The following is a 23,006-nucleotide window of genomic DNA, read 5'->3' as shown; positions in this document are numbered from 1 at the left end:
CTTGATTCCACTAGACTTCGCCGCATATTTGACCTGACATGCCAACGAGGTGCTGATGCTAAGCGATATCGAGATCTCCCGCCAGTCCCCCCGTCTCTCCATTCATGCGCTGGCCGAGCGCCTCGCCATCCCTTCGCACCAGCTGAGCCCATACGGCCACTACAAGGGCAAACTCAGCCTCGACCTGCTCAAGTCGCTCCCCAAACCGGCGGGCAAGCTGGTGCTGGTGAGCGCCATCACCCCCACCCCGCTTGGCGAGGGCAAGACGGTGACCACGCTAGGCCTCTCCATGGGACTCAACCACATCGGCCAGCCCAGCATCGCCACCATCCGCCAGCCGAGCCTCGGGCCCGTATTCGGGGTCAAGGGGGGCGCCGCCGGTGGTGGTCACGCCCAGGTGGTGCCGATGGAGGAGATGAACCTGCACCTCACCGGTGACTTTCACGCCCTCACCGCCGCCCACAATCTGGCGGCGGCGGCCCTCGATGCCCGCCTGTTCCATGAGCGCAAACTCGGTGACCAGTTCAGCGCCAGAACCGGCCTGCCTCGGCTCGATATCGATGCAGACAACATCCTCTGGCCGCGCACCCTCGACATGAACGACCGCGCCCTGCGCCACCTCACCATCGGCCAGGGGGGCGCCGCCGACGGGGTGGAGCGCAGCGATCGCTTCGTCATCACCGCCGCCTCCGAGCTGATGGCCATTCTGGCGCTGGCGAGCGATCTGAACGATCTTCGTGCGCGCATCGGCCGCATCCAGCTGGCCCGCGATCTGCACGGCAACCCCATCACCGCCGAGCAGCTGGAAGTGGCGGGCGCCATGACGGTGCTGCTGAAAGACGCCCTGCAGCCGACCCTGATGCAGACCACGGAGCAGACCCCGGTGCTGGTGCACGCCGGCCCCTTTGCCAACATCGCCCACGGCAACTCCTCGGTGATCGCCGATCGCATGGCCCTCGGCCTCACCGACTACGTGGTGACCGAGGCAGGCTTTGGCTCCGACATGGGGCTGGAGAAGTTCTTCAACATCAAGAGCCGCCAATCCGGCATCGTACCGGCCTGCGTGGTGCTGGTGGCGACGGTGCGCGGCCTCAAGGCCAACAGCGGCCTGCTCGACATCCGCCCGGGTCAGCCGCTGCCCCGAAGCCTGCTGGGCGAGGATCTGCCGACCCTGACGCAGGGCTGCGCCAACCTCGGCTGGCACATCGCCAATGCCCGCCGTTACGGCGTGCCGGTGGTGGTCGCCATCAACCGCTTCCCCACCGACAGCGAGGCGGAGCTGGCCTTGCTGGCCCGCGAAGCGGTGCAAGCCGGCGCCTCTGGCTGCGCCATCTCCCACGCCTTTACCCAGGGCGGAGCTGGCGCCAGCGAGCTGGCCCGGGCGGTGGTGGCCGCCTGTGAGCAACCGGGCAAGGTCAAACTGCTCTACCCGGACGAGGCGAGCCTGGACGCCAAGCTGGCGACCCTGGTGGAGTGCGGCTATGGCGGGCGTGGCGTACGACTCTCGGACAAGGCGCGCCGCCAGCTGGCGCAACTCTCTGCCGAGGGGTGGGGCCACTTGCCGGTCTGCGTGGCCAAGACGCCGCTCTCCATCAGCCATGATCCGGCCCTCAAGGGGGTGCCGACCGACTTCAAGGTGCCCATCGAGGAGGTGAAGCTCTGCGCCGGCGCCGGCTTCGTCTATGCCCTGGCGGGCCCCATCATGACCATGCCGGGCCTTGGCAGCCTGCCGGCCTACCGTCATATCGATATCGATGATAACGGCGAAATAGTCGGACTAAGCTGATGGTTGATGGTGAGTGCCAGCTGCAGGCAAAGCCACCGCCTCGACAGCCTGCCACCGGTTACCGTCATATCGATATCGACGAGCACGGCGATATCGTCGGCCTGAGCTAAATGGTCGGATAAAGGGTCTGGCGCCGGCCGATGACGCTGCGCTAATCGACCCTGCGATCAAAACGCCTGCCAGAAACAACAAGGCCCCGTCACTGGACGGGGCCTTTTGCTATCTGCCAAACGCTCTTAGAGGGTAAAGCGCTGGGTCATATGGTGCAGGGTATTGGCCAGCTTGCTCAGCTCGACACAGGCCTGGGCGGTCTGCTGGGCCCCCAGGGCGTTCTCGTCCGCCGCATTGTGGATATTGACGATGCTGCGATTTAGCTCCTCGGTCACCGCATTCTGCTCCTCGGTGGCGGTGGCGATCAGGGTGTTCATGTCGGTGATCTGGGTGACGGCACCGTTGATGGTGTCGATGCTGTTGCCCGCTTCCCGTGCCAGCCCCACGCTCTCCTGCATCTGCTGGCGGCTCAGCTGCATGGCGCTGCCCGCCTCGGCGGTGCGCTCCTGCAACACTTCGATCATCTTGCTGATCTCGGCGGTGGAGTTCTGGGTACGCTGGGCCAGGGAGCGCACTTCATCGGCCACGACCGCAAAGCCGCGGCCCTGTTCACCGGCGCGCGCCGCCTCGATGGCAGCGTTGAGGGCCAGCAGGTTGGTCTGCTCGGCAATGCCGCGAATCACGTCAAGCACCATGCTGATGTTGGTGCTGTCCTGCTCCAGCTGCTGCACCACGGCGCCCGCCTGCTCAATCTTGACCGACACCTCCTCGATGCTGCTGATGGCGCTGCGCACCACCTGATTGCCCTGGGTCGAGGTGCGGGAGGCATCCTTGGCGGCGCTCATGGCGTCCGTGGTGTTGCGAGCTACCTCATTGACGGTGGACTGCATCTCGTTCATGGCGGTGGCAACTTGGGAGACCTCGCTCTGCTGACGAGCCATGCCGGTGGCGGACTGCTCGGAGATGGCACTCACCTCCTCCACCGCGCTGCTGAGCTGGCTCACCGAGCCGGCGATCTCACTCACCAGATCAGCAAGCGAACCCTGCATGCGGTCGATGGCGGCGCCGAGCTGACCCAGCTCGTCACGCTTGAAGCGATTGCCGCGGATCCACTCCTGCAACTCGCTCTTGCCCAGATCACCGCTCGCGATGCGCTGGGCCTGGCGGGCCAGCATCACCAGCGGATCGCGGATCTGGCGGGTCAGCACGGTGGAGAGCACCCCCGCCAGCACCAGACCCAGTACCAGCGCCACTATGATGCTCAGCTTGGCGCTGTCAAATGCAGCCACCACCTGGGCACGGGAGCCCACTGAGTAGCCGTGGTTGATGCGGATCAGATCCCCCACCGACTTGGCCAGGTTGGTGTAGAGGGTGATCCCCTCGCTCATGAACAGCTGCTGGGCTTCGGCCAGCTGGCCGCCATCCTGCATCTGCCGGATGCGCTGGTGCAGGGCCACGTACTTGTCCCAGTCCTGCTTGACGATGTCGAAGGTGCGCCGCTCTTCCACGTCCTCCGCCCAGATGGTGGCATCGTGCGCCTTGACCTGCCGGGCGACCTCTTGCAGGGTCTGCTCGCCAAGGTCGCGATAGTGGGCTTTCTGCTGCGGATCGGCCGCCACCAGAAACACATCCAGTTCATAGCGGCGCAGGGTATTGATGGTCTCGCCCAGGGTGCTGGTGCGCACCACGGCGGGCAAGATGCTGTCGGTAAAGCCGATGGCGGCCCGGTTCATGTTGCCAAACTGCAGCAGCGAGAAGCCGCCGATGAAGGCCATCATCAGGCCGAGCATGGCAAAACCCGCGGTGAGTTTCTTGCCGATGGTCATGGTACTGGTATTCATGGCATGTCCTGGATATGAGTGAACAGATAACGCTCGTCTGAACCGTACGCATACGGCCCGCTGTCACCGCCTCCATGGCGGCTCATCCAGCCTTGATGAATATATGTCCTTGCATGAACGAGGCGACATTTTTTACAAGATGCCCGGCTGAGCGCAGGTCTCTTATCGACAGACCCACCCGGCCAAGAGAGCAGCCAAAGCCTGGCACCTTGAAGACTTGAACACACTCCCGAAAGATGCGCACAAGCCATAACGGGATATATCGACCGGGGATGTCCATCCCTTGAGGAAAATTGTCGGTGCGACCATCCGGCAGACAGCGGGCCGTCAAGGGAAGTGAAAAAGAGGGGAAAGCGAGGAGACATGCCGCAGTGGCGACACATCTCCTGGCAGATCAGCCTTTCAGACCGGCCAGAAACTCGGCACGGGTATCGGGCTGGGTCTTGAAGACGCCACCCAGGGAAGTCGTGGTGGTGTAGGAGGTGGAGTCCATCACGCCGCGAGCCTTCACGCAGAAGTGGGTCGCCTTGATGCTGATGGCCACGTCCTTGGTGCCGAGCAGGGTCTGCAGCGCCAGCAGGATCTGCTGGGTCAGGCGCTCCTGTACCTGGGGGCGGCGGGCAAAGAACTGCACGATGCGGTTGATCTTGGAGAGCCCGATCACCTTGCCGCGGGGGATATAGGCCACGTGGGCCAGCCCGTCGATGGTGACGAAGTGGTGCTCGCAGGTGCTGGTGAGGCTGATGTCCCGCACCATGATCATCTCGTCCACCTTCATCTTGTTCTCGATCACCGTCACCTTGGGGAAGGTGGCGTAATCGAGGCCGGAGAAGATTTCGTTCACGTACATCTTGGCGATGCGGTGCGGTGTCTCTGCCAGACTGTCATCGGCCAGATCCAGCCCCAGCGTCTCCATGATGGCGCGCATGTGGCCCTCGATCTTCTCCCGCTTCTGCTGGCCGTCCAGGGTATTGGCCACCAGAGGTGTTTCGAGGCCCTCGGCCTCGAGGGCGGCCCTGACCAACAGGGCTTCCCGACTTAAGCTCGTCATCTTGTTCCTCTCCCACGCTCAGGGACTATGATGGCCGCCTCGCTATGACGGCACTCGGTTGTGGCGCAATAGTAGACGGCGATTATTGTCATAATTCAAGCTAACTCAAGCCCGTTCCCTGACTTTATGCCAATCTGGCGGCTTTTACTTCGCCGGCGCTACCCATACGGGGGGAGGCGCGCTGCCCGGTCGCTGCCTATCTGTACAGCCAAACGGTTTTATCCTGCTGCAACCTGCCCATCGGCATGGATTTTTGGGATAATCCGCCCTTCACACCCCCTCCATCACACAATGAGGTCATGACATGGGATTTGATACCAGCGGACTACTCCCCCTGAGCGACGCCCTGCAGGGCATGCTGGCACAGCTTGACGGCTGCTGCGACAGCGAACAGTTGCCCTTGCCGCAGGCCCTTGGCCGGGTACTCGCCGCGGATATCGCCTCCCCCCTCAACGTGCCCCCGTTCGACAACTCCGCCATGGACGGTTATGCGGTGCGGCTGGCCGATCTCGCCAGCGGCGCGCCCCTCATCATGGCGGGCAAAGCCTTCGCCGGTCAGCCCTACCAGGGTGAGTGGCTCGCCGGCCACTGCGTGCGCATCATGACCGGCGCCCCGGTGCCGGCCGGGACGGATGCGGTGGTGATGCAGGAAGAAACGCAGGCCGACGGCGACAGGATCACCTTTCTGACCACGCCGGTGCCCGGCCAGAACATTCGCCGCCGCGGCGAAGACATCCGCGAGGGCGCCAGCGTGCTCGCTGCCGGTACTCGCCTCACCGCCCGGGAGATGCCGCTGCTGGCCTCCCTAGGCATTGCCACCGTGTCGGTGCACCGACCGCTGAAAGTGGCCATCTTCAGTACCGGCGATGAGCTCAAGCCGGTCGGCACTCCCCTCACCCACGGCGACATCTACGACTCCAACCGCTACGGCGTGCGGGCCATGCTGGATCGCATGGGCTGCGATTGCCTCGACCTTGGCATCATCCCAGACGATCCGGCCCAGCTGCGCGCCGCCTTCCTGAAAGCCGACCGCGAGGCCGACGCCCTCATCACCACCGGTGGCGTCTCGGTGGGGGAAGCAGACTTCACCAAGCAGTTGCTGGAGGAGCTTGGCGAAATCGGCTTCTGGAAGCTGGCCATCAAGCCAGGCAAGCCGTTTGCCTTCGGTCGCCTGCCCCACGCCTGGTTTTTCGGCCTGCCGGGCAACCCGGTCTCGGCCATGGTCACCTTCGATCAGCTGGTGCAACCGGCGCTGGCCAAGCTGGCGGGTCAGCGTTTCGAGCGCCCGCTCCAGCTGCACGCCATTGCCGCTGAGCCGCTCAAGAAGGCGCCGGGCCGGCTCGACTTCCAGCGCGGCATCCTGACTCAGGGGCCAAACGGCCTGGAGGTACGCAGCACCGGCTCGCAAGACTCCGCCGTGTTCAGCTCCCTGTCGCGGGCCAACTGCTACATCGTCCTGGAGCGCGAGCGGGGCCGGGTCGTCGCAGGGGAAACCGTTACCGTCGAACCGTTCGGGGGATTGCTGCTGTGAACGAGATCCTGAGCGACGCCGAGCTCTTGCGCTACAACCGCCAGATCATCCTCAAATCTTTCGATTTCGAGGGGCAGGAGGCGCTCAAGCAGGCTCACGTGCTGGTGATCGGCGCCGGCGGCCTTGGCTGCGCTGCCAGCCAGTATCTGGCGGTGGCCGGGGTCGGCCGGCTCACCCTGGTCGATTTCGACAAGGTGGAGCTCTCCAACCTGCAGCGCCAGGTGCTGCACACCGATGAGCGCATCGGCCACGACAAGGTGGACTCCGCCGCCCACTCCCTGCGCGCCCTCAACCCCTGGCTTGAGGTGGAGACCCATGCCGCCGTGGCCGACGAGGCGCTGCTCGATGCCCTGTTGCCACACCACCAGCTGGTATTGGATTGCACCGACAACCTGGCCATTCGCAACCTGCTCAACCAAAAGGCCCGCCAGCACGGCGTGCCGCTGGTCAGCGGCGCCGCCATCCGGCTGGAGGGACAAGTCTGCAGCTTCACCTGGCAGGAGGGGGAACCCTGCTACGCCTGCCTCAGCGCCCTGTTCGGCGAGCAGGCGCTCACCTGCGTCGAAGCTGGGGTGCTGGCACCTGTGGTGGGACTGGTGGGCAGCCTGCAGGCGCTCGAAGCCATCAAACTCTTGGCAGGGATGGGCCGCAGTTACAGCGGCCGCCTGCTGATGATCGACGGCCTTGGCGGCACCTTTCGCGAGATGAAGCTGCCCAAGCGCCCCGACTGCCCGGTCTGCTCGCACGGGTGAATCACCTCAACGAGCCTTTGCTCCAACAAAAAAGCCGACCCATGGGTCGGCTTTTTGCAGCATGCGTACGGCGGAAATTAACCGGCGCAGTAAACACGCGCCTCGCGCGGGGTGTAGACCCCAAAGGTCACAGCGCCCAGCAAACCATTGATGAAGGTATGCTGCGCTTCGACACGCACTACCTTGTCAGCACCGTTGCAAACGGCAGCAGCATCGATGGTTTTGCTCTGGCCCAGGCCGGAGATGAAGAAGTGGTGGGTCACTTCTTTGGTGGGTTTCACTGCATTACCGGAATGCACGGTAAAACCTTGCTGAGCACAGCCCGCCATCATCATTGCAACGGCTGCAGTCAATACCATTTTTTTCATTTTATTATCCCTGACAATATTATTTTTCCGGCTATGCCGGTGCCACGCAAAGAAGCATTCCCTTTAGTTATCAACAATATAAATAAAGGGGTGTTCCTAGGTGCGCGCACACTATCAAAATCCAGAGAGGGCAACAAGGCTTTATTTGAGACTTTATAATGTCAACCCAAAAATCACAGACTGCAATAAACCCGGGCCGTCCTCGGGGTATATATTCCCAACGTCAAGACGGTCATCAAGGTATCCTGCGGGCTCTGTTGCATTTCCAACCGCACCACTTTTTTCGAGTCACCATGGCAGGCCAGGGCAGCATCGACCATCTCACTCTGGCCAACCCCCGCCAGTACGAAATCATGGCTCACTTCTCGGGTTGGCTGACCCGGGTTACCTTCGTGTACGAAGAAGGTTTGCTGGGCACACCCTGACAACAGTAAAGCGCCGCACGCCATCCATACTATTTTTTTCATCTCTCTTACTCTGGCGATGGTCGGTAGAAAGCCTTAGAAGATCCCTTTGGCCTTGACCTTTTTCATGTTGGCCACCTGGTTGGAGAGATCTTCCACCAGCGGCTCGGCCTCCCCCGCTGCCGTCATTTGGCGACCAGGGGCACTGGCCAGACGCTGGATCAACCGATGCTGCTCACGAATAAGCCGCGACTGCTCTTCCAGTTGGCGAGAGAGCTGTTGAATGCTGCTCTGCAGCGGCGCCAGGTCCTGCTCACCAGTCGCTGATGGCAACTTGCCCGCGATCGCCTCGGCCAGCTGTTCATGATCAAGAGGAGCCGGCATTCCCTGCCGCAACTCATCCCACAGCTCGGTTGGTTGCTGCTCTCCAAGTCGGCTGATGATCTCTTCCACCAGACTGTCCGAAGAGGACACGGCGGCTTGCTGACCCAGACGCTGAACGATTTCATCCACCAGCCCGCCGGTATCACCCTGGCCAAGCCGGGGGGATAATCTGGCCACTATCTGCTCGATCATGAGATCGGCAGCAGGTTGCGCCGATGCACTCTCCTCTCCCAGGTTGAAGCCACAACTGGCAAAGGCATGACGCAAGGTGGTCATGCTTACCTGCTCGGGACCCAGCGCATTGGCAATGGCCTTGCAGAGGTTGGGCGCCAGCACATACATGAACATGCCGGAGAGATAGATATCCTTGTGGAAACGACTCTTGGAGAAGTCGAACTCCTCGCTGCCATCCTGGATCTTGCGGGCCCGTTGGTACCAGTTCTGCAATACCCCGACTGCGTAGCGATCAGACTCCAGCGCACCCGGATCCATATAGATGGAGAAGGTCATGCGCTTGAGTTGACTACTCATCGCCAACCTCGGCCATCACGGCTGCTTCGCGGTACACTTCCTCTTCTTCGGTGGTGTAGAGGCAGATCTCGCGAGCCAGGGCTGACTGGGCATCGTCCAGCAGTTCGACCCTGTCACCCAGAGTCGGGTAGGCGTTCTTGATTGCTTCGTGGATAAGCGACGCCCCGCCCCCGACCAGGTAAACACGGTTCGGGTTCTTGGCAAACTTCTTCGCTTCATGCGCTACCTGGGAGCCCAGTTCGTCGATCTTGTTCTGCATCTTCTCGAGGATCTTGGGGATCTGGCTCTCGTCGTTCACCACATCGCGCACGAAGCTCATGTCGTGGCGACGCTTGATGAACTCGTTGGCCACCAGATAACTGGAATCGCTGTCCGCCGCCGCCAGTGCCTTGCGCACGGCATCGGTCACCATGGAGACACCAATCTCGTTGTTGCCATAGACATCGGAGACATCGTCAAACTCGCCGACGATGATCCCCATATCGAGGGTGGTACCGCCACAATCGATCACCAGGGTCTTGGTAAACTCGTTGCAGCCCGAACCGATCAGACGGGAGAGCGCCGCAGGCAGGCTCTCCGGCATCACTTCCACGCTGACGATGTTGAACAGTTCCCCCTTGTTGAGGGAGATGGCCCGCATCAGGTTGCGGCGCTTCTTCTCGATCTTATCCTCGTTGCGCTGACAATCGTCCGGGTTGTAGAACTCGGTGATGGGCAGGGTCACGGTGATGGCCACATCACAGGGGGTCACGCCGGTCTGCAGCAGGGCGTGATGCACGGAGAGCAGGTTCAGATCATCGTACTGATACTCCACGTGGGTGGTCGCCAGCGACTTGTCGGACGTGGCGTCATAGGTGTACTTGGTGTTGCCTATCTCGTAGTTGTAGATCTTCTTGTCCTTGCGCAAGGCGGCGCTCTTCCAGTCCTTGCGAAAGGAGTTGGGAGAGATGATGGTCTTGAGCACCTTGTTCTCAATCCAGCTCACCTTGACGTTGGTTGAACCATCATCGATGGCCATTTTCATTACTTCAGACATGAGGAAATACCTGTTGATAGAGCAAAATGGGTCCGATTGCCTTGCCTTTTTGCGTGGCAAGGCGATCGGACCAATACATACACGGAATAAAAGGGCGACTAGTTTAATGAGTTTCTAAAATCCGGTGAAGCAAATGATTGAAGCCGGAGGGATCTTCCGCCGGCCAGGCGTGGTGGCCATTGGGGGTGTGGATGGTGGCGTTGGGCAGAGAGGCGAACTGCTCCACCCGTTTGGCGAGCGGCAGATAGTCGTGGCTGGTGGAGATGATGGCCACCGGCTGCCAGATGTTGCCAAGCCGGGCGCGCACCGACCAGCCGGGCAGCGCCTCCAGCAGCGCCTTGTAGGTTTTCTTCTTGTTGCGCACGAAACGCAGCCGGAAGGTGTGACGCACCTGGGCAAGGTCGGGGCCGGGAAAGAGCTCGCGGCCAAGCCACCAGGCGAGCGGCCGCAAGCCGAACCAGCGCAGCCACTTGAGGCGCTGGGCAAAGCGCTCCTGCTCTTTTGGCGTTTCCAACAGAAATTCGCTGAAGCCGTTGACCAGCACCAGCCCCTGCACCTTGTGCGGCAACTGCAACGCCAGCTCCAGCGCCACCATGGCCCCCAAGGAGAGCCCCACCACCCAGGCGGGCTCAGGCTGTTCGTCGAGCCAGTTCACCACGTCAGCCGCCAGGGTCGCCACATCGAACGGCCCCTCCTGCATGCTCTGGCCGTGGCCGCGCAGATCCAGCGCCACCACCCGGTAGTGTTCGGAAAAGCGTTCGATCTGCGCCTGCCAGTCGAGGCTGGAGGAGCCCAGCCCGTGCAGCAGCAACAGCAAGGGGCCCTCCCCCGCGCTGCGCAGGGCAAGACCGTTGGATTTCATCACCTGATTGCGGCGCATCAGTTCATTGCCTCTCGACTCATCCGCTGAACCATTCTGATTTTCTGCCTCTTCTGCAATCCGCTCAACCCTCGCTGACCAGACTCACCGCCTTGATGTAGGCGTAGATCTGCTGGTTCGGGGCGAGCGCCAGCCGTCTGGCGGAGCGGCTGGTGATCCGGGCCAGCAGTATCTGCTGACCCAGCGCCAACTGCAACAGGGTCTGGCCGGGGCGCACCTCGCGTTCGGCCAGCAATCGGGTGGTGAGGCAGTTGGATAGGCTGGAGTGCTCGATGGGGGCGGTGGCAATCACCACGTCCCGCCCGGCCACCTTGATCTGCAGGGGGCCGCCGTCGTCCGGCACCTGGGTCATGGTGACTCGCAACTGCTGCTCGCCGAGCTGCAGGGTCGCCATCTGCTCCTCTTCATCGTAGTGAGAGAGGCTCGCCGCCAGCATCACCCCGGCGTCGTCGCGACTGGCAAGCGAGAGATCGGTGCGTGCAAAGATATCGCTCGGCCGACCTTGTGCCTCCACCCGGCCATCCGCCAGCAGCACCAGCTGATCGCAGAGCAGGCTCACCTCCTCCATGGCGTGGCTGACGAAGATCATCGGGATACCGCTCTCCTGCTGCAAACCCTTGAGCACGTGGGCCTGATGGATGCGGCTGCGTCTGTCCAGCGCAGAGAAAGGTTCATCGAGCAGCAGCAGATCGGGCTCGGCCAACAAGGCCCGGGCCAGTGCCACCCGCTGGCGCTGGCCGCCGGAGAGGCCGTGGGCCGGCTGGGGCAGCAGTTCGGCAAAACCGAGCCGGGTCGCCAGCGCCTCGGGTTGCCAGCGCCCCCGCCCCTTGCGGGCAGCCAGTTGCAGGTTGCCGAGCACGCTCAGATGGGGGAAGAGACGCGAATCCTGAAACACCAGGCCGATGCGGCGCGCCTCGGGCAGCAGATCGCTCAGCCCCCTGCCCTGCCAGTTCAACGTGTCACCCGGCGCACGATCCAGCCCGGCGATGATGCGCAGCAGGCTGCTCTTACCGCAACCTGAGGGGCCGAACAGACCGAGGATCCCCCCAAGCTCCAGGGCCAGTTCACAATCGAGGCTAAAGGCGCCGAACGCCCGCCTCGCCTTGAGTTGCAGCGGTTTCACCTTGCCGGTGTCGTTCATCCGAACAGCCTCCGTTGCCGGCGCTGCAGCACCCCGTACACCAGCACCAGCATCACCAGCGAGAAGCCCATCAGGCCGCCCGCCAGCAGGTGGGCGTTTTGATAGTCCATCGTCTCCACGTGATCAAACAGGGCGATGGAGAGCACCTGGGTTTCGCCCGGGATGTTGCCGCCAATCATCAGCACCACCCCGAACTCCCCCAGGGTGTGGGCAAAGCCGAGCGCCGCCGCCATCACGAAGCTGGGCAGCGTCATCGGCAAGATGATGTGAAAGAAGCGCTCCAGCGGGCCAAACCCCAGGGTGGCGGCGGCCTCCAGCTCCTTGTTGCCCATGTTGACGAAGGCGGAGGTGAGCGGCTGCACCACGAAGGGGAGCGAATAGAGGATGGAGGCGAGCAGCAGGCCAGTAAAACTGAAGGCGAGCGGCGCCCCGAAGGTGTCGCGCCACCAGGCGCCCAGGCCATAGGAGGGGGAGAAGGCCAGCAGCAGATAGAAGCCGAGCACCGTGGGCGGCAGTACCAGCGGCAGCGCCACCAAGGCCTCCACCACGGGTCTGAGCCTGTGCTGGCTGCGCGACAGCCACCAGGCCAGCGGCGGCGAGAGCAGCAGCAGGATGGCGGTGGTGCTGGCTGCCAGCCTCAGGGTGAGCCAGACCGCCAGCAGATCCCCTTCACTCATCGGACGCACTCCCAACGCCAGAACCAGACACATCGATTGAGCCGCATTCCCAGATGAATTCAGGCAACGGCATGGTGTGCATCCTTATCGCAAGAGTGGGCCGACCCGAGGGCCGGCCACTCATCAGTCAGGTGTATGGTTGCGCCATCACTGGGGCAGCGCATAACCCGCCGCCTTGATCTCTGCCTGACCCGGCCCCTTGAGCCAGGCCACCAGCGCCTCGACCGCCGCCCCTTTCTTCAATACCAGCCCCTGCTGTTCAATGGGCGGATAGAAGTCGGCCGGCACGGCCCAGGCTTCACTGGTCTTGCCCGCCTCCACCAGGTTGGCCCAGGCGACGAAGCCCAGCTCGGCGTTGCCGGTGTCGACGAACTGCCAGGTCTGGCCGATGTTGGTGCCGGTCAGCAGACGGTACTGCTTGGGATCGATCTTGAGATGGTCGAGGGTCGCCATGGCGGCAGTGCCGTAGGGAGCGGTTTTCGGGTTGGCGATGGCGAGGTTGCCCTTCCAGCCGCGCAGGGTTGCCTCGTCAGGAGCCGGCCCCCCCTTCTGCCACAGACCCAGCTGGCCGATGGCGTAGGTGAAACGTTCGCTGCCCTTGCCCTCCTGCTCCAGCTTCTGCGGGGTTTTCACGTCGGCGGAGAGGAAGAGATCGAACGGGGCGCCGTGGCTTATCTGGGTGTAGAGCACCCCGGTCGCGGCAGAGGAGATGGCCAGGGTATGGCCGGTCTTGGCGGTGAACGCCTTGCCGATGCGCTCTATGGTGCCCTTGAAGTTGGCGGCCACGGCCACCTTGACCTCGTCGGCCTGCACGGCACCAGCCTGCAGCGCACTGGCGCAGACCCCGGCGATGACAACGGATAACAGCGGTTTCATTCCTTTACCTCCTGAGTGGGGCCGCTTCTATCGCTCCCCAGCCAAGGGGGCGGCCCCGAAAACAGGGGCCGCGGCTCCCGATGAGCCAGCCCCCTTGAACAGGTCAAGCTTGCCAGCGGGCGGCGGCAGTGTTGTCGCTCTCCTTGGCCTCGACCCAGCGTTGTACTCCTTCGGCGGTCAGCTCTTTTTTCCAGAACGGCGCCCGGGTTTTCAAGAAATCCATGATGAAGTGGCAGGCCTCGAAGGCGGCCTCGCGGTGGGCACTGCTCACCACCACCAGCACGATCTGATCGCCGAGCAGCAGCTCGCCGATGCGGTGGATCAGGGTGCACTCCTGCAGGGGCCAACGGCTGCGGGCCTCGGCCACTATGTCCGTCAGCGCCTTCTCTGTCATGCCGGGGTAGTGCTCGAGGGCCAGCCCCTTCACGTGCTCCCCCTGATTGAAGTCGCGCACCTTGCCGACAAAACTGACCACGGCGCCGGTGTCCTGCCGGGCGGCGAGACGGGCATATTCGTCAGCCAGCGAGAAGTCTTCCCGCTGTACCAGGATGCGATCGATCATGGTTGCCTCGCTCATCATCAACCTCCGGTCACCGGCGGGAAAAAGGCGACCTCATCGCCATCATGAAGGGGCGTATCCAGCGGCACCAGGGTCTGGTTGACCGCCACCAGCAGTTTGCCCGCTTCCAGCGCCAGCGCCCACTTGTCGCCGCGCTCGCACAAGGCGGCGCGAAGCGCCTCGGCACTGACGTAGTCACAGGGCAGGCTCAGCTCGTCGCAGGCCACCAGCTCTCTGACTTGCGCAAAAAAGAGTACCTTGATCATGCGTTTTCTCCTGCACCGGCATTCAACTGGAAGTGACCGGACTTGCCGCCCTTTTTCTCCACCAGCCGCACCTGCTCGATCACCATGTCCTTTTGCACCGCCTTGCACATGTCGTAGATGGTCAGTGCCGCCACCGACGCGGCGGTCAGCGCTTCCATTTCCACCCCTGTTTTGCCCGAGAGCTTGCAGAGGGTGCGAATATGGACCCTATTTTGCGCCGCCTGGGGTTCTATCTCTACCTCCACCCGGGTCAATGCCAGCGGATGGCAGAGGGGAATGAGATCCGAGGTCTTCTTGGCCGCCATGATGCCGGCGATGCGGGCGGTGGCGAACACATCCCCCTTGTGGTGCTGACCGCTCAGGATCAGGGCCAGGGTGTCGGGAGCCATGGCGACAAACGCCTCGGCGCGGGCTTCACGCTCGGTCACCTGCTTGTCGGTCACATCCACCATGTGGGCTTCGCCGCTCTGGTTGAGATGGGTCAGGCCGGGCTGAGGCTGCTTGGATTCGGTCGGGTTCATCAGAGGCCCTCAAAGATGGGAGACGAAGTTGCACGGCTTGGTGCGGGCATCGAGCTGATCGCGGATAAGCTTCTCCCACCCCAGCTGGCAAGCACCGGTAGAGCCCGGCAGGCAGCAGATCAGGGTGCGATTGGCGAGACCCGCCAGCGCGCGGCTCTGCATGGCGGCGCCCTTGATGTCGGCGAAGGAGAGCTGGCGAAACAGTTCGCCAAAGCCCTGCACGGTGCGCTCGAACAGTACCCCGACCGCCTCGGGCACCCGGTTCTGTTCGTTGAAGCCGGTGCCGCCGTTGATGAGCACCACCTGCACCCCCTCATCGGCGATCCAGTCGCTCACTTGGGCGCGAATACGAAACAGATTGTCGGGGCAGAGCGCCCGGTCGGCCAGCTGATGGCCCGATTCAGCGAGGGCGGAAACCAGATAGTCGCCCGAGCTGTCATCGGCAGCGGTGCGGCTGTCGGAGACCGTCAGCACGGCGATCTTGAGGGGAATGAATGCGTTGTGTTTCTGTCCCATGGGCAGCTCCTGATGGCAAAGGACCGTGAGCAAAGAGAAGAAGAAAAGCGGCCAAGATCCCGGCTGACAGCGCTCGCTGGTGGCACGGTTCATACCCACCCGGGCTGAACCTTTGACCTTGCTGTCATGCGCTGCGACTCACGGCGGGCCGATTCTATCAAAACTCCCGCCAGAGGGGGGATTTAAAGGAGGCACAGTGGTGCTTTTGCCCTGGCCGGGCGAAATATGAACGAGGCCGGGTGAACCCGGCCTCGTTGCTGGTGCAGGCTTAGAAGCCCTTCACCCCTGTCATGTCGGGCAGCTGGTGAGCAATGCCCTTGTGGCAGTCGATACAGGTGCTCTCGCCGCTGGCCAGGCTGGTGGAGTGCATCTGGGCACCCCGCTTGCCTTGCAGGGAGAAGTCCATATATTCGAAGTTGTGGCAGTTGCGACACTCCCTCGAATCCGTGTCCTTCATCCGCTTCCACTCCCGCTCGGCCATCTCCCGCCGGTGCGACTCGAACTTCTCGCGGGTGTCCACCTTGCCGGTGATCATGCCCCACAGCTCCTTGGAGGCCTGCACCTTACGGATGATCTTGTAGGTCCACTCGTGCGGCACGTGGCAATCCGGGCAGCTGGCCCGCACGCCGGAACGGTTGGCATAGTGGATGGTGTCGCGGTACTCCACGAACACGTTGTCCTTCATCTCGTGGCAGCTGGTGCAGAACTTTTCGGTGTTGGAGGCTTCCATGGCGGTGTTGAAACCGCCCCAGAAGATGACCCCGCCGAAGAAGCCCATCAGCAGCAGTACCCAGAGGGCTGCCTTCGAGGGGGACTTGAAGGTGGTCCACAGACGCTGGATAAAGCCGGGTAATTTCATCTATGGGTTCCTCAGTTCAAGGCTTCAACTGGTTTAAATGTATTTTCCACCAGCGGCTTGGCATCCGCTTGCGGCACGTGGCACTGCAGGCAGAAGTAGCGGCGGGGGGACACCTCTCCCAACGTCATGCCGTCACGGGTCTCGAAGTGAGTCGGGCTGATCTTGGGGGCCTTCATGGCGCTGGCGTTCTTGAAGCTGTGACAGGCCAGGCACTTGTTGACCTTGTTGTCCACTTCATAGTTGCGGGTGTCGTGGGGGATCAGCGGGGGCTGATGCATGTACTGGCGATCGTAGAGATCACCATCCTTGCGAAAGTTCTTCATGGGGGCCGCATCGGCATCCGTCACCAGATCCGTGCTTCCTCGCTCCGACTTGATGCCCCCCGTGCTGTTGGTGATCTCGGGGACTGCCGCCATCAAGGAACCTGCCATCAGACAGGCCAGCATTGCTCCAATCAGCTTCTTCATTATTTGTTCTCCGACGTTTTCTCTGCCTTGACGGCAAAACCTACAGTGATTTCAAAAACTTGCTCCGCGCAGACATCGATGCAACGGCCGCAGTTGGTACACTCCTGAGCCACAATCAAGGGCCCGTGACCACGCTTGGCACCGTGAACGGGGCCGCGCAGGATGGGGCGTTCCGGGCAGACCGCATAACAATCCATGCAGTTGCTGCACCGCTCGCGCCCCTTGGCAGAAATCTTGATGAACCCGACCCGGTTGACCAGGGCATAGAAGGCCCCCACCGGACAGAGGTGACCGCACCAGCCCCGCTCCACCACGAAGAGGTCGAACAGGAACAGCACCGCCAGCAAGGCCCAGCCCGCCCCCATGCCAAACAGCAGACCGCGCAGGGTGAGCGACACCGGATTGACCAGCTCCCACACCAGCACACCGGTGATGGCCGGCGCCACCAGCACCATGGCCAGCAGCCAGTAACGGGTATTGCGGCTGAACTGGCCATTGCCCTTGAGACCGAGCCGGGCTCGCAGCCAGGCGGCGGCATCCGTGATGAGGTTGACCGGACAGACCCAGGAGCAGAACACCCGCCCCCCGACCAGCCAGTAACCAGCCAGCACGATGACAGCCCCCAGCCAGAGGGTGGGGATGGGCCAATGGCCCGCCGCCACCGACTGCAGCAGGGTCAGCGGATCCGTGAGCGGCACCGTCTCCAGCAACAGCGAGCTGGAGAGGTTGCCCTCGAGGATCCAGATGCCCGCCAGCGGTCCCAGCAGGAACAACCCCAGCACGCCAAACTGGCTGAGCCGGCGCAACAGCAGGAAGCGATGGGCGCGCCACCAACCCAGCCTGGCCGTGGCTTCGGCTCCCGGATAACGACTCATAGCCCCTCCGGTTTGCGGGTTGGCAGGGTGAGCCTGTCGCCGATGAGCGATTTGCCCGCCTTTGCCTTCTCTTCCCAGCCGAGCCGGTAGTGGTGGCCCAGCTCCCCCTTGGCGAGCTGACGAGGCACCACCTTGATGGCTGCCTCTTCCAGCACGCAGGCGTGCTCGCACTTGCCGCAGCCGGTGCAGACATCGCTGTGCACCGTGGGCAGGAACATGGCGTGCTTGCCGGTGCGCTGGTTGTGCTGCAGCTCCAGGGTGATCGCCTTGTCAATCAGCGGGCAGACCCGGTAGCAGACGTCGCAACGCAGCCCCAGGTAGTTGAGGCAGGTCTCGTGATCGATGAGCACCGCCACCCCCATCCGCGCCTGATCGATGTCGGTCATGGCCTGATCCAGCGCCCCGCTCGGGCAAGCCGCCACGCAAGGGATGTCGTCACACATCTCGCACGGCACGGCACGCGCCTTGAAGTAGGGGGTGCCGGTGGTCACGGGTTCAAACAGCCGGGCGAGCTTGAGGGTGTCGTAGGGACAAGCCTCGACGCAGAGCCCGCAGCGCACGCAGGCGCCGAGAAACTCGGCCTCGTCGAGGGCGGCAGGCGGACGCAGCGCCTGGGCAGGCACCGCCTGCACCTGCTGGCGCGCCATGCCGCCGAGCCCCACGCCAAGCAGGCCCACACCGCAGGCCCCCTTGGCCATGTCGGCCAGAAACTGGCGCCGACTACGACTCATCTCGCGCTCCCCGCCTTATGCCTTGACGACCTTGACGGCGCACTTCTTGTAATCCGTCTCTTTGGAGAGCGGATCGGTGGCGTCCAGGGTCAGCTTGTTGACCAGCTGACTCGCGTCGAAGAAGGGCATGAACACCAGTCCCTTGGGCGGACGGTTGCGACCGCGGGTCTCGACCCGGGTTTTCACCTCGCCACGGCGGGAGGAGACGATCACCTCTTCACCACGGCGCACGCCGCGAGCCTTGGCATCTTCCGGGTGCATGAACAGTACCGCATCCGGGAAGGCGCGATAAAGCTCGGGGACCCGGCGGGTCATGGTGCCGGTGTGCCAGTGCTCCAGCACGCGACCGGTGGAGAGCCACATGTCGTACTCTTTGTCCGGTGCCTCGGCGGCCGGCTCATAGGGCAGCGCGAAGATCACCGCCTTGCCGTCGGGCTTGCCGTAGAAACGCACCCCCTCGCCCGCTTTCACGTAAGGGTCGAACCCTTCGCGATAGCGCCACAGGGTCTCTTTGCCATCCACCACAGGCCAGCGCAGGCCACGGGCTTCGTGATACTGATCAAACGGCGCCAGATCGTGGCCATGGCCGCGCCCGAAGGTAGCGTACTCTTCGAACAGCCCCTTCTGGACGTAGAAACCAAAGTGCTCTGCCTCGTCGTTCAGCGCCCCCTTGCTCTGCTCTTTCGGGAACTGGTTGACCTGGCCGTTGGCATAGAGCACGTCGAACAGGGTCTTGCCCTTCACTTCCGGCATCTTGGCGATAAGCTCCGCCGGCCACACCTCTTCCACGGTGAAGCGCTTGGAGAACTCCATCAGCTGCCACAGGTCGGACTTGGCCCCTTCCGGTGCCTTCACCTGCTGGTGCCAGAACTGGGTGCGACGCTCGGCGTTGCCGTAAGCCCCCTCTTTCTCCACCCACATGGCGGTCGGCAGGATGAGGTCGGCCGCCTGGGCGGTCACGGTCGGATAAGGATCGGAGACCACGATGAAGTTGGCCGGGTTGCGATAACCGGGCAGCCCCTCTTCGTTCATGTTCGGGCCGGCCTGCATGTTGTTGTTGCACATCACCCAGTAGGCGTTGAGCTTGCCGTCCTTGAGCATGCGGTTTTGCAGTACGGCGTGGTAGCCCACCTGCTCCGGGATGGTGCCTTCCGGCAGCTTCCAGATCTTCTCGGCGATGGCGCGGTGCTTGGGTTCGGTCACCACCATGTCGGCCGGCAGACGGTGAGCGAAGGTGCCCACCTCACGGGCAGTACCGCAGGCGGAGGGCTGACCGGTCAGGGAGAAGGGACCGGAACCCGGCTGGGAGATCTTGCCGGTCAGCAGGTGAATGTTGTAGCAGAGGTTGTTGGCCCAGACACCGCGGGTGTGCTGGTTGAACCCCATGGTCCAGTAGGAGACCACCTTCTTGCTCGGATCGGCATAGAGCTGAGCCAGCTTCTCGAGCTTGTCCTTGGAGACGCCGGAGAGCTTGGAGACGGACTCCAGATCGTAATCCGCCACGAACTTGGCGAAGTCGTCGAAGCTCATCGGGGTGGAATCGCCGTTGTCCGGGTTCTTGGCCTTCTGCTGCAGCGGGTTGGTGGGGCGCAGGCCGTAGCCGATGTCCGTGGTGCCCTTGCGGAACTGGGTGTGCTTGTTGACGAACTCCCAGTTCACCTTGTCATTCTGGATGATGTAGTTGGCGATGTAGTTGAGGATCGCCAAGTCGGTCTGCGGGGTGAACACCATGCCGTTGTCCGCCAGCTCGAAGCTGCGATGCTCGAAGGTGGAGAGCACGTGCACCTGCACGTCCTGGTGGGACAGGCGGCGATCGGAGATGCGCGACCAGAGGATGGGGTGCATCTCGGCCATGTTGGAGCCCCACAGCACGAAGGCGTCGGCCTGCTCGATATCGTCGTAGCAGCCCATGGGTTCATCCATGCCGAAGGTACGCATGAAGCCCACTACCGCGGACGCCATGCAGTGACGGGCATTGGGATCTAGGTTGTTGGTACGCAGACCGGCCTTCATCAGCTTGGCGGCGGCATAGCCTTCCCACACGGTCCACTGGCCGGAGCCGAACATGCCGACGGCGGTCGGGCCCTTCTCTTTCAGGGTGGCCTTGAACTTCTCGGCCATGATGTCGAAGGCCTGATCCCAGCTGATGGGGGCGAAGTTGCCGTTCTTGTCGAACTTGCCGTTGGTCATGCGCAGCATGGGCTGGGTCAGCCTGTCCTGGCCATACATGATCTTGGACAGGAAGTAACCCTTGATGCAGTTAAGACCGCGGTTGACCGGTGCATCGGGATCGCCCTGGGTCGCCACGACACGCCCATCCTGGGAACCCACCAGCACGGAACAGCCGGTACCGCAGAAACGGCACGGCGCCTTGTCCCAGGTGATGGCAGTCTTGTCGGTACTGGTGATCAGATTGGCCGCCAGCGTGGGGGCACTGACACCAGCCACGGCAGCGGCTGCCGCCACCGCGTTGGCCTTCATAAAGTCGCGTCGACTCAGCTTCATGGCATATCCTCACATTGCTTATCGCGTAAGTTGTCGAGTGTATCGAACTGGTTTTGGCTCAGGGCGGCGAACTAGAACCCTGGCGTCGTTTTTCTGTGCATCCATGGCGGCCATCATGATGAGTCACGCAGGCTCGGCCTTATGGCACTACTCCTTGCACTGGGCATCGAGCTCATCGAACTGGTGGTAAATCAGGGCGGCGGACAGCACGCCCGGCATCGCATTGATGGCGTCGATGGCCGTCATGATGGGCCGCTGGCTCGGGCCTTCCAGGGTCACCACCAGCTTGCCCTCATCACTGACTGCATGGATCTCGGCCCCCTCGAGGGTGGCAATCTGCTCTGCGAGCCGGTGACGCAAGGAGGGCTGGGTCAGCACCACCAGGCTCGATACATGGAACTCTTGTTTCATTGTGGCTCCTGCTTCACACACATCCTGCTTCATCTGGACTCCTCGCTGGCGGGGGCTCCCACCCGGATGCTGCCGACCGGACAATCCTTCACACAGGCACCGCAACCGGTGCAGACTGCGGCCTCGATGCTGGGGGTCGGCACCCGGCCCAGCACGGGGGAGAAATGGATTGCCCTGGGCTCGCAGCTGTCCTGGCAGCGCTGGCAGAACACCTGACCCTGAGCCAGACAGCTGGCTTCAATATGGGCGATGTATTGCCAGGGCGCCTCCGTGGTCGGACGAAATATCGGCACTCTGCAAGCGGCGACACATTCCCCGCAGAAGGTGCACTCGCCGCGCAGAAAATCCACGGTCGGGAAACCGCCATCGCCCTTTACCAGGATCTGCTCTGGGCAGGCCGTGAGACAGTCACCGCAGCGGGTGCAGTCGGCGGCAAAGTCGGACCAGGCGATGGACCAAGGGAGTTGTACCCGAGGTTCATTCGATGTCAGACGACCCCGAAACAGACTGCGACGCGACAGGTTGACCCCATCCGGCATAACGGCTCCTTGTTGCTGGTGATGGCGCACGAGTGAGTCCTATGACAGGTATTTTCAATACCTATTATAAGAGTGGGTGTATATTGCGGCCCTGACAAGTTCAGGGATATACCACCAGGGAGATAAACAGGGGGGATTCTTGCGCTGGATCAAACCCTTGGCGCAGGAAAGAACAACGGGGGAAAGACAAAATACCCCCATTTGAGGATTGCTTATTAATCGATGGCTATTTTTTCGAGCGAGGTCGCTCAGCCACCGATGGAGGCCAGATGCGGGGTCATGCCGGCATTGCCTTCGTGCAGCCTGTGGGTCGCAGCCTTGCCGGCAAGGGCGCTGCGGATCCGCTGCTGCAATTCATCCTGCTGGCCGTCATCCGTCAACAGATCGCGAAGCTCCACCCCGTGATCGCCGAACAGGCAGAGGTGCAGCTTGCCGAGGGAAGAGACTCGCAGCCGGTTGCAACCGGCACAGAAATCCTTGCTGTAGGGCATGATGAGCCCGACCCCACCCATCGACTCCGGATGCATGAATACCTGGGCGGGGCCATCGTCGTCGCCACGCAGCTGCTGCAACCAACCGGCATCGAGCAGACGCTGTTTGATGAGCGCCCCGCTGGCGTGGTGATCGCGAAACAGGGTATCCATCTCGCCGGTCTGCATCAGCTCGATGAAACGCAGCTCGATGGGTTGGTGCCGGATCCAGGCCAGGAAGGCATCCAGCTGGTGGTCGTTGAGACCCTTGAGCAGTACGGCATTGATCTTGACCGACTTGAAGCCGGCGGCCAGCGCCGCTTCGATCCCCTCCATCACCTCCGCCAGCTTGTTCTCGCCGGTGATCTGGTGAAACTGACGCGGATCCAGGCTGTCGACGCTGACGTTGAGGGCGGTCAGGCCCGCATCGAACCACTCTTTGGCCCGCTCTTTCAAACGATACCCATTGGTGGTCATGGCCACCTTCTCGATGCCGGGGGTATTGGCCACCGTCTCTATGATGGCGGTGAAGTCCCGGCGCAGGGAGGGTTCCCCGCCGGTCAGACGCACCTTGCGGGTGCCCATGGCGGCAAAGCCACCGACGACGCGGCGGATCTCTTCGAGAGAGAGAAAGGGCTGGCGCCCCGCCTTGCCACCGGCCGGTGGCCGATAGCCATCCGGCAAACAGTAGGTACAGCGAAAATTGCACACGTCGGTGACCGACAGGCGCAAATAGTAAAAACGACGGGAAAAACCATCTTGCAGTGGCGACATAAACACCTTTCCAAATACGGGAGGCCAGGGCATTTCTTTCCTGACCCTTACAGCTCGAACATCGGCTGACGGCGGTTTCCCCCTATCATGAGGACTTAGGCAAAACCGCTCGGAGTTCATCTAGTTTTTCGATGCTAGCACAAGTTGGAGTACACTCCCATGCTACTTTGTGGGGTTATTGTCTGCAGTGAAGGAAGAGAGCCG

25 protein-coding genes and 1 riboswitch are annotated in these 23,006 nt (G+C 62.5%); of the genes, 3 read left to right on the top strand and 22 right to left on the bottom strand.

What is annotated here, in order from left to right:
* Positions 1–55 precede the first annotated feature (55 nt).
* Positions 56–1,786, top strand: coding sequence for a formate--tetrahydrofolate ligase (locus BN1143_RS11995; RefSeq protein WP_042050793.1), 1,731 nt, complete (start codon positions 56–58; stop codon positions 1,784–1,786).
* A 236-nt stretch (positions 1,787–2,022) separates the two neighbouring features.
* Here BN1143_RS11995 and BN1143_RS11990 read toward each other — a convergent pair whose 3' ends face one another.
* Together BN1143_RS11990 and folE are read right to left on the bottom strand one after the other, a co-directional pair.
* Positions 2,023–3,678 (bottom strand): methyl-accepting chemotaxis protein, encoded by a 1,656-nt coding sequence (locus tag BN1143_RS11990; RefSeq protein ID WP_042050790.1) that lies wholly within the window; start codon positions 3,676–3,678, stop codon positions 2,023–2,025.
* A 394-nt stretch (positions 3,679–4,072) separates the two neighbouring features.
* Positions 4,073–4,729, bottom strand: a complete 657-nt coding sequence (folE, locus tag BN1143_RS11985) for a GTP cyclohydrolase I FolE (protein WP_005299391.1) — start codon at positions 4,727–4,729, stop codon at positions 4,073–4,075.
* 304 nt (positions 4,730–5,033) lie between these two features.
* Between folE and moeA the strand changes: the two genes are divergently transcribed.
* On the top strand, positions 5,034–6,260 hold the full coding sequence (gene moeA, locus BN1143_RS11980; RefSeq protein ID WP_042050789.1) for a molybdopterin molybdotransferase MoeA: 1,227 nt from the start codon (positions 5,034–5,036) through the stop codon (positions 6,258–6,260).
* Positions 6,257–7,012 carry a molybdopterin-synthase adenylyltransferase MoeB gene (moeB, locus tag BN1143_RS11975; protein WP_042050788.1) on the top strand — a complete coding sequence of 252 codons (756 nt, stop codon included), beginning with the start codon at positions 6,257–6,259 and terminating at the stop codon, positions 7,010–7,012. The genes moeA and moeB overlap by 4 nt, the downstream gene beginning before the upstream one ends.
* A 77-nt stretch (positions 7,013–7,089) precedes the next feature.
* Here the strand turns inward: moeB and BN1143_RS11970 are convergent, their stop codons facing one another.
* The 20 genes from BN1143_RS11970 to moaA form a co-directional block, all read right to left on the bottom strand.
* Complete coding sequence (locus BN1143_RS11970; RefSeq protein ID WP_005299381.1) at positions 7,090–7,380, bottom strand: Bor family protein; 291 nt, start codon at positions 7,378–7,380, stop codon at positions 7,090–7,092.
* Positions 7,381–7,553: 173 nt separating this feature from the next.
* Positions 7,554–7,829, bottom strand: a complete 276-nt coding sequence (locus tag BN1143_RS11965; protein WP_231570621.1) for a Bor family protein — start codon at positions 7,827–7,829, stop codon at positions 7,554–7,556.
* Between the two features lie 51 nt (positions 7,830–7,880).
* The gene (locus tag BN1143_RS11960; protein WP_231570590.1) at positions 7,881–8,699 is read right to left on the bottom strand and encodes a hypothetical protein; all 819 of its coding nucleotides are present in this window, start codon (positions 8,697–8,699) and stop codon (positions 7,881–7,883) included.
* Positions 8,692–9,717: a plasmid segregation protein ParM domain-containing protein gene (gene parM, locus BN1143_RS11955; RefSeq protein ID WP_017410447.1), complete on the bottom strand. Its 1,026-nt coding sequence runs from the start codon at positions 9,715–9,717 to the stop codon at positions 8,692–8,694. Before parM ends, BN1143_RS11960 begins: the two co-directional genes overlap by 8 nt.
* A gap of 121 nt (positions 9,718–9,838) precedes the next feature.
* Positions 9,839–10,615, bottom strand: a complete 777-nt coding sequence (locus BN1143_RS11950; RefSeq protein ID WP_017781785.1) for an alpha/beta fold hydrolase — start codon at positions 10,613–10,615, stop codon at positions 9,839–9,841.
* A gap of 64 nt (positions 10,616–10,679) precedes the next feature.
* The gene (modC, locus tag BN1143_RS11945; protein WP_042050782.1) at positions 10,680–11,756 is read right to left on the bottom strand and encodes a molybdenum ABC transporter ATP-binding protein; all 1,077 of its coding nucleotides are present in this window, start codon (positions 11,754–11,756) and stop codon (positions 10,680–10,682) included.
* Positions 11,753–12,433, bottom strand: a complete 681-nt coding sequence (modB, locus tag BN1143_RS11940; protein WP_026140934.1) for a molybdate ABC transporter permease subunit — start codon at positions 12,431–12,433, stop codon at positions 11,753–11,755. Before modB ends, modC begins: the two co-directional genes overlap by 4 nt.
* A 147-nt stretch (positions 12,434–12,580) precedes the next feature.
* Entirely contained in the window at positions 12,581–13,309 is a 729-nt protein-coding gene (modA, locus tag BN1143_RS11935; protein ID WP_042050781.1) for a molybdate ABC transporter substrate-binding protein, read from the bottom strand.
* A gap of 103 nt (positions 13,310–13,412) precedes the next feature.
* Positions 13,413–13,886, bottom strand: coding sequence for a molybdopterin synthase catalytic subunit MoaE (gene moaE, locus BN1143_RS11930; RefSeq protein ID WP_024942809.1), 474 nt, complete (start codon positions 13,884–13,886; stop codon positions 13,413–13,415).
* A 2-nt stretch (positions 13,887–13,888) separates the two neighbouring features.
* Entirely contained in the window at positions 13,889–14,134 is a 246-nt protein-coding gene (gene moaD / locus BN1143_RS11925) for a molybdopterin synthase sulfur carrier subunit (protein ID WP_042050779.1), read from the bottom strand.
* Complete coding sequence (gene moaC / locus BN1143_RS11920; RefSeq protein ID WP_010634440.1) at positions 14,131–14,655, bottom strand: cyclic pyranopterin monophosphate synthase MoaC; 525 nt, start codon at positions 14,653–14,655, stop codon at positions 14,131–14,133. Before moaC ends, moaD begins: the two co-directional genes overlap by 4 nt.
* A 9-nt stretch (positions 14,656–14,664) precedes the next feature.
* Positions 14,665–15,171 (bottom strand): molybdenum cofactor biosynthesis protein B, encoded by a 507-nt coding sequence (moaB, locus tag BN1143_RS11915; protein ID WP_005299347.1) that lies wholly within the window; start codon positions 15,169–15,171, stop codon positions 14,665–14,667.
* A 268-nt stretch (positions 15,172–15,439) separates the two neighbouring features.
* Positions 15,440–16,030 (bottom strand): cytochrome c3 family protein, encoded by a 591-nt coding sequence (locus tag BN1143_RS11910; RefSeq protein ID WP_005299345.1) that lies wholly within the window; start codon positions 16,028–16,030, stop codon positions 15,440–15,442.
* Positions 16,031–16,041: 11 nt separating this feature from the next.
* Positions 16,042–16,497, bottom strand: a complete 456-nt coding sequence (locus BN1143_RS11905) for a nitrate reductase cytochrome c-type subunit (RefSeq protein ID WP_005299342.1) — start codon at positions 16,495–16,497, stop codon at positions 16,042–16,044.
* Positions 16,497–17,372, bottom strand: a complete 876-nt coding sequence (gene napH, locus BN1143_RS11900; protein WP_042050776.1) for a quinol dehydrogenase ferredoxin subunit NapH — start codon at positions 17,370–17,372, stop codon at positions 16,497–16,499. The genes BN1143_RS11905 and napH overlap by 1 nt, the downstream gene beginning before the upstream one ends.
* On the bottom strand, positions 17,369–18,103 hold the full coding sequence (gene napG, locus BN1143_RS11895) for a ferredoxin-type protein NapG (RefSeq protein ID WP_005299334.1): 735 nt from the start codon (positions 18,101–18,103) through the stop codon (positions 17,369–17,371). The genes napH and napG overlap by 4 nt, the downstream gene beginning before the upstream one ends.
* 15 nt (positions 18,104–18,118) lie before the next feature.
* The gene (napA, locus tag BN1143_RS11890) at positions 18,119–20,608 is read right to left on the bottom strand and encodes a nitrate reductase catalytic subunit NapA (RefSeq protein ID WP_017781794.1); all 2,490 of its coding nucleotides are present in this window, start codon (positions 20,606–20,608) and stop codon (positions 18,119–18,121) included.
* 147 nt (positions 20,609–20,755) lie between these two features.
* On the bottom strand, positions 20,756–21,019 hold the full coding sequence (locus BN1143_RS11885) for a chaperone NapD (protein ID WP_017779249.1): 264 nt from the start codon (positions 21,017–21,019) through the stop codon (positions 20,756–20,758).
* 29 nt (positions 21,020–21,048) lie between these two features.
* The gene (gene napF, locus BN1143_RS11880) at positions 21,049–21,558 is read right to left on the bottom strand and encodes a ferredoxin-type protein NapF (RefSeq protein ID WP_042050774.1); all 510 of its coding nucleotides are present in this window, start codon (positions 21,556–21,558) and stop codon (positions 21,049–21,051) included.
* A 248-nt stretch (positions 21,559–21,806) separates the two neighbouring features.
* On the bottom strand, positions 21,807–22,802 hold the full coding sequence (gene moaA / locus BN1143_RS11875) for a GTP 3',8-cyclase MoaA (protein WP_041203111.1): 996 nt from the start codon (positions 22,800–22,802) through the stop codon (positions 21,807–21,809).
* Positions 22,790–22,929: riboswitch (molybdenum cofactor riboswitch) on the bottom strand. (Overlaps the previous gene by 13 nt.)
* Between the last annotated feature and the right edge of the window lie 77 nt (positions 22,930–23,006).

Source organism: Aeromonas dhakensis, from assembly GCF_000820305.1.
Classification (GTDB): domain Bacteria; phylum Pseudomonadota; class Gammaproteobacteria; order Enterobacterales; family Aeromonadaceae; genus Aeromonas; species Aeromonas dhakensis.
Note: the sequence above shows the minus strand (reverse complement) of the source record. Positions and strands in the feature narration are given on the sequence as shown.

Excerpts from the sequence above, each read along its gene's own strand:
- BN1143_RS11995 (WP_042050793.1), top strand. The coding sequence starts at position 56 with ATGCTAAGCGATATCGAGATCTCCCGCCAGTCCCCCCGTCTCTCCATT.
- BN1143_RS11990 (WP_042050790.1), bottom strand. The coding sequence starts at position 3,678 with ATGAATACCAGTACCATGACCATCGGCAAGAAACTCACCGCGGGTTTT.
- folE (WP_005299391.1), bottom strand. The coding sequence starts at position 4,729 with ATGACGAGCTTAAGTCGGGAAGCCCTGTTGGTCAGGGCCGCCCTCGAG.
- moeA (WP_042050789.1), top strand. The coding sequence starts at position 5,034 with ATGGGATTTGATACCAGCGGACTACTCCCCCTGAGCGACGCCCTGCAG.
- BN1143_RS11970 (WP_005299381.1), bottom strand. The coding sequence starts at position 7,380 with ATGAAAAAAATGGTATTGACTGCAGCCGTTGCAATGATGATGGCGGGC.
- BN1143_RS11965 (WP_231570621.1), bottom strand. The coding sequence starts at position 7,829 with ATGGCGTGCGGCGCTTTACTGTTGTCAGGGTGTGCCCAGCAAACCTTC.
- BN1143_RS11960 (WP_231570590.1), bottom strand. The coding sequence starts at position 8,699 with ATGAGTAGTCAACTCAAGCGCATGACCTTCTCCATCTATATGGATCCG.
- parM (WP_017410447.1), bottom strand. The coding sequence starts at position 9,717 with ATGGCCATCGATGATGGTTCAACCAACGTCAAGGTGAGCTGGATTGAG.
- BN1143_RS11950 (WP_017781785.1), bottom strand. The coding sequence starts at position 10,615 with ATGCGCCGCAATCAGGTGATGAAATCCAACGGTCTTGCCCTGCGCAGC.
- modC (WP_042050782.1), bottom strand. The coding sequence starts at position 11,756 with ATGAACGACACCGGCAAGGTGAAACCGCTGCAACTCAAGGCGAGGCGG.
- modB (WP_026140934.1), bottom strand. The coding sequence starts at position 12,433 with ATGAGTGAAGGGGATCTGCTGGCGGTCTGGCTCACCCTGAGGCTGGCA.
- modA (WP_042050781.1), bottom strand. The coding sequence starts at position 13,309 with ATGAAACCGCTGTTATCCGTTGTCATCGCCGGGGTCTGCGCCAGTGCG.
- moaE (WP_024942809.1), bottom strand. The coding sequence starts at position 13,886 with ATGAGCGAGGCAACCATGATCGATCGCATCCTGGTACAGCGGGAAGAC.
- moaD (WP_042050779.1), bottom strand. The coding sequence starts at position 14,134 with ATGATCAAGGTACTCTTTTTTGCGCAAGTCAGAGAGCTGGTGGCCTGC.
- moaC (WP_010634440.1), bottom strand. The coding sequence starts at position 14,655 with ATGAACCCGACCGAATCCAAGCAGCCTCAGCCCGGCCTGACCCATCTC.
- moaB (WP_005299347.1), bottom strand. The coding sequence starts at position 15,171 with ATGGGACAGAAACACAACGCATTCATTCCCCTCAAGATCGCCGTGCTG.
- BN1143_RS11910 (WP_005299345.1), bottom strand. The coding sequence starts at position 16,030 with ATGAAATTACCCGGCTTTATCCAGCGTCTGTGGACCACCTTCAAGTCC.
- BN1143_RS11905 (WP_005299342.1), bottom strand. The coding sequence starts at position 16,497 with ATGAAGAAGCTGATTGGAGCAATGCTGGCCTGTCTGATGGCAGGTTCC.
- napH (WP_042050776.1), bottom strand. The coding sequence starts at position 17,372 with ATGAGTCGTTATCCGGGAGCCGAAGCCACGGCCAGGCTGGGTTGGTGG.
- napG (WP_005299334.1), bottom strand. The coding sequence starts at position 18,103 with ATGAGTCGTAGTCGGCGCCAGTTTCTGGCCGACATGGCCAAGGGGGCC.
- napA (WP_017781794.1), bottom strand. The coding sequence starts at position 20,608 with ATGAAGCTGAGTCGACGCGACTTTATGAAGGCCAACGCGGTGGCGGCA.
- BN1143_RS11885 (WP_017779249.1), bottom strand. The coding sequence starts at position 21,019 with ATGAAACAAGAGTTCCATGTATCGAGCCTGGTGGTGCTGACCCAGCCC.
- napF (WP_042050774.1), bottom strand. The coding sequence starts at position 21,558 with ATGCCGGATGGGGTCAACCTGTCGCGTCGCAGTCTGTTTCGGGGTCGT.
- moaA (WP_041203111.1), bottom strand. The coding sequence starts at position 22,802 with ATGTCGCCACTGCAAGATGGTTTTTCCCGTCGTTTTTACTATTTGCGC.